This window comes from Delftia sp. SD018 (assembly GCF_017355445.1).
GTDB classification, from domain to species: domain Bacteria; phylum Pseudomonadota; class Gammaproteobacteria; order Burkholderiales; family Burkholderiaceae_C; genus Comamonas; species Comamonas acidovorans.
In genome coordinates, this window is sequence record NZ_JADDRN010000062.1 from 1 (window position 1) to 5,761 (window position 5,761).

8 protein-coding genes and 1 pseudogene are annotated in these 5,761 nt (G+C 68.8%); all 9 read left to right on the forward strand.

The features are described from left to right. On the forward strand, positions 1 to 241 hold a 241-nt coding region (locus tag INR38_RS28450; RefSeq protein ID WP_207476064.1), incomplete at its 5' end, for a 2Fe-2S iron-sulfur cluster binding domain-containing protein. Between the two features lie 212 nt (positions 242 to 453). Then, positions 454 to 1,575, forward strand: a complete 1,122-nt coding sequence (gene ribBA / locus INR38_RS28455; RefSeq protein WP_013803408.1) for a bifunctional 3,4-dihydroxy-2-butanone-4-phosphate synthase/GTP cyclohydrolase II — start codon at positions 454 to 456, stop codon at positions 1,573 to 1,575. A gap of 3 nt (positions 1,576 to 1,578) precedes the next feature. Beyond that, positions 1,579 to 2,049 (forward strand): 6,7-dimethyl-8-ribityllumazine synthase, encoded by a 471-nt coding sequence (gene ribH, locus INR38_RS28460; protein ID WP_012204386.1) that lies wholly within the window; start codon positions 1,579 to 1,581, stop codon positions 2,047 to 2,049. Beyond that, positions 2,046 to 2,684: a transcription antitermination factor NusB gene (nusB, locus tag INR38_RS28465; RefSeq protein ID WP_043819560.1), complete on the forward strand. Its 639-nt coding sequence runs from the start codon at positions 2,046 to 2,048 to the stop codon at positions 2,682 to 2,684. Before ribH ends, nusB begins: the two co-directional genes overlap by 4 nt. Positions 2,685 to 2,788: 104 nt before the next feature. Then, a complete protein-coding gene (locus tag INR38_RS28470) occupies positions 2,789 to 3,973 on the forward strand; it encodes a pyridoxal phosphate-dependent aminotransferase (protein ID WP_207444603.1) in 1,185 nt (394 codons plus the stop codon). A 12-nt stretch (positions 3,974 to 3,985) separates the two neighbouring features. Further along, complete coding sequence (gene ybgC, locus INR38_RS28475; protein WP_016450455.1) at positions 3,986 to 4,402, forward strand: tol-pal system-associated acyl-CoA thioesterase; 417 nt, start codon at positions 3,986 to 3,988, stop codon at positions 4,400 to 4,402. Further along, positions 4,399 to 5,103, forward strand: a complete 705-nt coding sequence (tolQ, locus tag INR38_RS28480) for a protein TolQ (protein ID WP_012204382.1) — start codon at positions 4,399 to 4,401, stop codon at positions 5,101 to 5,103. The genes ybgC and tolQ overlap by 4 nt, the downstream gene beginning before the upstream one ends. A gap of 30 nt (positions 5,104 to 5,133) precedes the next feature. Next, entirely contained in the window at positions 5,134 to 5,559 is a 426-nt protein-coding gene (locus INR38_RS28485) for an ExbD/TolR family protein (protein ID WP_012204381.1), read from the forward strand. 24 nt (positions 5,560 to 5,583) lie between these two features. Then, positions 5,584 to 5,761, forward strand: a pseudogene (locus INR38_RS28975) (protein TolA); the annotation flags it as partial.

Sequence of the window (5,761 nt, forward strand, 5' to 3'; positions counted from 1 at the left end):
GCAGGTCGATGCCTGGGCGGACCAGCCGCTGTTGCACTCGCTGGAGCAGGGCGGCGTGGACTGGCCCAGTTCCTGCCGCAACGGCACCTGCCGCACCTGCATCGGGCAGTTGGTCTCGGGCAGCGTGCGCTACGAGATCGAATGGCCGGGCGTGACGCGCGAGGAACGGGCCGAGGGCTGCGTGCTGCCCTGCATCGCCTATCCCGAAGGCGATGTGGTGCTGCAGGACCCCGGCCCCTGAATCCGGCCAAAGCCCGCGCCGCCTGCGGCCGATGGCCGCTGGAATAGAATGTGCGCTTTCGCAAGGTCATTCCGGGTCATGCCGATTGCCGACAGCGGCTGCGCCGCGCCACACGTTCTTTGGAAGCCCACTTCTGACGCCTGCCAGGCCGAGGGAGCCGGCGCGTGTGCCGCGCCCCGTCCGCACGACCCGGCTCCTCCAGAAGGCACTCCATGAACAACTCCACGTCCCCCGTGCCCATCTCGCCGGTGGAAGACATCATTGCCGACATGCGCGCGGGCCGCATGGTCATCCTCGTCGATGAGGAAGACCGCGAGAACGAAGGCGACCTGGTGCTGGCCGCCGACCATGTCACCCCCGAGGCGATCAACTTCATGGCGCGCTTCGGCCGCGGCCTGATCTGCCTGACGCTCACGCGCGAGCGCTGCGAATACCTGAAGCTGCCGCCCATGGCCGCGCGCAACGGCACCGTGTACAGCACGGCCTTCACCGTCTCCATCGAAGCGGCCGAGGGCGTGACCACCGGCATCTCCGCCGCCGACCGCGCGCGCACCGTGCAGGCCGCCGTGGCCAAGGACTCCAAGCCCACGGATCTGGTCCAGCCCGGCCATATCTTCCCGCTGCAGGCCGTCGACGGCGGCGTGCTCATGCGCGCCGGCCATACCGAGGCCGGCTGCGACTTCGCCGCCCTGGCCGGCTGCAGCCCCGCCGCCGTGATCTGCGAGATCATGAAGGACGACGGCACCATGGCCCGCCTGCCCGACCTGCAGCTGTTCGCTGCCGAGCACGGCCTGAAGATCGGCACCATCGCCGACCTGATCCAGTACCGCAGCCGCAACGAATCCCTGCTCAGCAAGGTCGGCACGCGCCCGCTGCAGACGGCGCATGGCGAGTTCATCGCCCATGCCTTCCGCGACCTGCCCAGCCAATCCGTGCACCTGGCCCTGGTCAAGGGCCAGTGGGAAGCCGACACCCCCGTGCCCGTGCGCGTGCATGAGCCGCTGTCGGTGCTGGATGCGCTGGAGACCGGCCGCACCCTGCACTCCTGGAGCCTGGACTCCAGCCTCGAATACATCGCCCGCCAGGGCCACGGCGTGGCCGTGCTGCTCAACTGCGGCGAGACCGGCGACCAGCTCATGGCCCAGTTCGACGGCAGCGCCCGTGCCGCCCAGGCTCCCGAGCGCGGCCGCATGGACCTGCGCACCTATGGCGTGGGCGCGCAGATCCTGCGCGAATGCGGCGTGCAGCGCATGCAGCTCATGGGCCAGCCGCGCCGCCTGCCCAGCATGGCCGGCTACGGCCTCGAAATCAGCGGCTACATCCCCAAGGAATAAGAAATGTTGAACGCAGAAAAGGGCCAGGCCCAGAACCTCGACGGCGCGCAGCTGCGCGTCGGCATCGTCCAGGCCCGCTTCAATGAAAGCATCACCAACAGCCTGACCCAGGCCTGCCGCGAAGAGCTGCTGGCCCTGGGCGTGCAGGCCGGAAACATCGACCACGTCACCGTGCCCGGCGCCCTGGAAGTGCCCGTGGCGCTGCAGGCGATGGCCGAGTCCGACCGGTACGACGCCCTGGTGGCGCTGGGCTGCATCATCCGTGGGGAGACATACCACTTCGAGCTGGTGGCCAACGAATCGGGCGCGGGTGTCACGCGCCTGGCCCTGGACTACCAGCTGCCGATCGCCAACGCGATCATCACCACCGAGAACACGGAGCAGGCCATCGCGCGCCAGACCGAAAAGGGACGCGACGCGGCCCGGGTCGCCGTGGAGATGGCCAACCTGCTCCAAACCATAGCCCGAACATGAGCGACGAACAATCCACACCGGCCTCGGGCCGCCCTCCCCGCCAAAGCCGCGGCGGCCTGACCAGCACCGGCGCGCGCAAGGCCGCCTCCAAGTCCAACCGCAGCCGCGCGCGTGAATTCGCGCTGCAGGCGCTGTACCAGCACCTGGTGGGCGGCAACGACGTGGAGGCCATCGACCGCTTCACGCGCGACCTGTCCGGCTTTCACAAGGCCGACTCGGTGCACTACGACGCGCTGCTGCGCGGCTGCATCAACTCCCAGGTGGATCTGGACGCGCTGATCGCCCCCAAGCTGGACCGCACCATGGCCGAGATCTCGCCCATCGAGCACGCCAGCATGTGGATCGGCGTGTATGAATTCCAGCACTGCCCCGACGTGCCCTGGCGCGTGGTGCTCAACGAGTGCATCGAGCTGGCCAAGGAATTCGGCGGCACCGACGGCCACAAATACGTGAACGCCGTGCTCAACGGCCTGGCTCCCACGCTGCGTGCGGCCGAAGTCGAGCATGACCGTGCGGGCAAGGGCTCCGCGCCCGCGCAGCCCGCCGCCGCCAAGGCAGACACGGCCACCGACGCGGCAGCAGATGCCGCCACGGACGCAGCAGCAGACGACGCTGCCGACCAGGCCGCCGGCTGACGCCGCGCCTCGGGTCTTCGGGGCACAGGCCCCGCCGCATCCGGCCATCCATGGCCGGCCCGCGCCTGCCGGGCGCGGGCGCCTCTTCCAGGATTTCACCCGTCATGAAGTTTTCGACCCGCGCCGACCGCATTGAGCCCTTTTACGTGATGGAGATCGCCAAGGCGGCGCAGGAGATGGCGCGCGGCTGCGCGGACAGCGACACGCCGATGATCTTCCTGAACATCGGCGAGCCCGACTTCACCGCGCCCCCGCTGGTGCAGGAGGCCGCAGCGCGCGCCGTGCAGGATGGCGCCACGCAGTACACGCCGGCCCTGGGCCTGCCCCAGCTGCGCGAGCGCATCAGCCACTGGTATGCGCAGCGCTTCGGCGTGGATGTGCCGGCGCGGCGCATCGTGGTCACGGCCGGCGCCTCGGCCGCGCTGCAGCTGGCCTGCCTGGCGACCATCGACGCGGGCGACGAAATCCTCATGCCCGACCCCAGCTATCCCTGCAACCGCCACTTCGTGAGCGCAGCCGAAGGCCGGGCCGTGATGGTGCCGACCACGGCAGCCGAACGCTACCAGTTGAGCGCCGACAAGGTCGAGGCCGCCTGGAACGAGCACACGCGCGGCGTGCTGCTGGCCTCGCCCTCCAATCCCACCGGCACCTCGATTGCGCCGGCCGAGCTGCGCCGCATCCTCGACGTGGTGCGCGCCCGGGACGGGCTGACCATCATCGACGAGATCTACCTGGGCCTGTCGCATGACGACGCCTTCGGCCAGACCGCGCTGGCGCTGGGCGAGGACGTGATCAGCATCAACAGCTTCAGCAAGTACTTCAACATGACGGGCTGGCGCCTGGGCTGGATGGTGGTGCCCGAGGCCATGGTGCCCGTGGTCGAGCGCGTGGCGCAGAACCTCTTCATCTGCGCCAGCACCGTCTCGCAGCGCGCCGCCCTGGCCTGCTTCGAGCCCGAGTCCATTGCCGAGTACGAACGCCGCCGCGCCGAATTCAAGGCCCGGCGCGACTTCTTCATCCCCGCGCTCGAGGCCCTGGGCCTGCCCGTGCCCGTGCAGCCCGACGGCGCCTTCTACGCCTGGGCCGACTGCCGTGCCGCTGCCGCCAAGCTCGGCGTCCAGGGCAGCTGGGACTTTGCCTACGCCGTCATGGAGCGCGCCCACCTGGCCATCACGCCGGGCCGCGACTTCGGCACGTTCGAGACCGCCGACTTCGTGCGCTTTTCCACGGCCAACTCCATGGAACAGCTGCAGGAGGCCGTGCGCCGCCTGCAGCGCCTGCTGGCCTGAGGCCCGCCGCACATGGCCTTCGAATTTCCCATCCGCGTCTACTGGGAGGACACCGATGCCGGCGGCATCGTGTTCTACGCCAACTATCTGAAGTTCTTCGAGCGTGCCCGCACCGAGTGGCTGCGCGCCCTGGGCATAGGCCAGCAGCAGTTGCGGGAACAAACGGGCGGCATGTTTGTCGTAACCCAGGCCCAGCTGCAATACCTGCGGGCGGCCCGGCTCGATGACCAACTCCTTGTTACCGCCGAGCTGCAAAGCAGCGGGCGCGCTTCGCTGACAATACGGCAGCAGGCGCTGCTGGCATCCGCCGGCGATGGCAATGCGCCGCCGCCCCTGTTGTGCGAAGGCACGATCCGCATTGGATGGGTGGATGGCTCGACCATGCGCCCCGCAAGAATTCCGAACCGCATCCTGGAGCAACTCTCATGAACTCCCATGACATGTCCATACTCAGCCTCGTGCTGCAGGCCAGCTGGGTCGTGCAGCTGGTCATGCTGATCCTCGTGGGCGCCTCGGTGGCCAGCTGGGCCACCATCTTCCGCAAGTCGCAGACCTTGAAGCGCGTGCGCTCGCTCAACGACGGCTTCGAGCAGGACTTCTGGTCGGGCACCAGCCTCAACGATCTCTACGCCTCGGCCGCCCACCATGCCAAGCAGGGCGGCCCCATGGAACGCATCTTCGCCAGCGGCATGCGCGAGTACCAGAAGCTGCGCGAGCGCCGCATCGCCGATGTGAACCAGTTGATGGACGGCACCCGCCGCGCCATGCGCGCCAGCTTCCAGCGCGAGATGGACGAGGTCGAGTCGGGCCTGTCCTTCCTGGGCACCGTGGGCTCGGTCTCTCCCTACATCGGCCTGTTCGGCACGGTCTGGGGCGTGATGCACGCCTTCACCGGCTTTGCCAACATGGAGCAGATCACGCTGGCCACCGTGGCCCCCGGCATTGCCGAGGCGCTGGTGGCCACGGCCATGGGCCTGTTCGCCGCCATCCCGGCCGTCACGGCCTACAACCGCTATGCCCACCAGATCGACCGCGTGGCCAGCCAGCAGGAAACCTTCATCGAAGAGTTCTCCAACATCCTGCAGCGCAACGTGGGTGCGACCGGCTCCAGCACCCCGTCCGGCCATTGAAGTCGCTCAAAGCCAGCAAGGAGTGAGCACATGCCCGCAGTAGCCTCGCGCGGCGGCCGCAGCCGCCGCACCGTCAACGAGATCAACATGGTGCCCTTCATCGACGTGATGCTGGTGCTGCTCATCATCTTCATGGTGACGGCGCCCATGCTCACGCCGGGCTCCATCAACGTGCCCAGTGCCGGCAAGGCCGCGCGCACGCCCCCGAAGCGCGCCGACGTGATGATCGACAAGGACGGCGGCATCCGCATCAAGGCCGGCAGCACCGACAAAACCGTCACGCTCAAGGAGCTGGGCGCAGCCGCCAGGAGCTGGCAGGACCAGCAAAGCGACGACAGCGCCGTGCTGATTTCGGCGGACAAGAAGCTGCCCTTCGAGACCGTGATGGCCGCCATGTCGGCCCTGCAGTCGGCCGGCGTCAAGCGCGTGGCCTTCGGCGTCAAGTCCTCCCAGTAAGCAGCGCCGCCCGCCTTCGATCCCATGCCCAACCTGCAAGACCACGACCAGTTCGCACCGCCGCGCACGCGCGGCCGCACGCGCTCGTGGGCCCTGGCCGCGGCAGCGCACGGGCTGCTTGTGGCCGCCATGCTGTGGACCGTGCGCCCCCCGAAGCAGGCCGACGAGCCCATGGTCGAGGCCGAGTTCTGGTCCACGGCCG

Excerpts from the sequence above, each read along its gene's own strand:
- INR38_RS28485 (WP_012204381.1), top strand. The coding sequence starts at position 5,134 with ATGCCCGCAGTAGCCTCGCGCGGCGGCCGCAGCCGCCGCACCGTCAAC.
- tolQ (WP_012204382.1), top strand. The coding sequence starts at position 4,399 with ATGAACTCCCATGACATGTCCATACTCAGCCTCGTGCTGCAGGCCAGC.
- ribH (WP_012204386.1), top strand. The coding sequence starts at position 1,579 with ATGTTGAACGCAGAAAAGGGCCAGGCCCAGAACCTCGACGGCGCGCAG.
- ybgC (WP_016450455.1), top strand. The coding sequence starts at position 3,986 with ATGGCCTTCGAATTTCCCATCCGCGTCTACTGGGAGGACACCGATGCC.
- INR38_RS28470 (WP_207444603.1), top strand. The coding sequence starts at position 2,789 with ATGAAGTTTTCGACCCGCGCCGACCGCATTGAGCCCTTTTACGTGATG.
- ribBA (WP_013803408.1), top strand. The coding sequence starts at position 454 with ATGAACAACTCCACGTCCCCCGTGCCCATCTCGCCGGTGGAAGACATC.
- nusB (WP_043819560.1), top strand. The coding sequence starts at position 2,046 with ATGAGCGACGAACAATCCACACCGGCCTCGGGCCGCCCTCCCCGCCAA.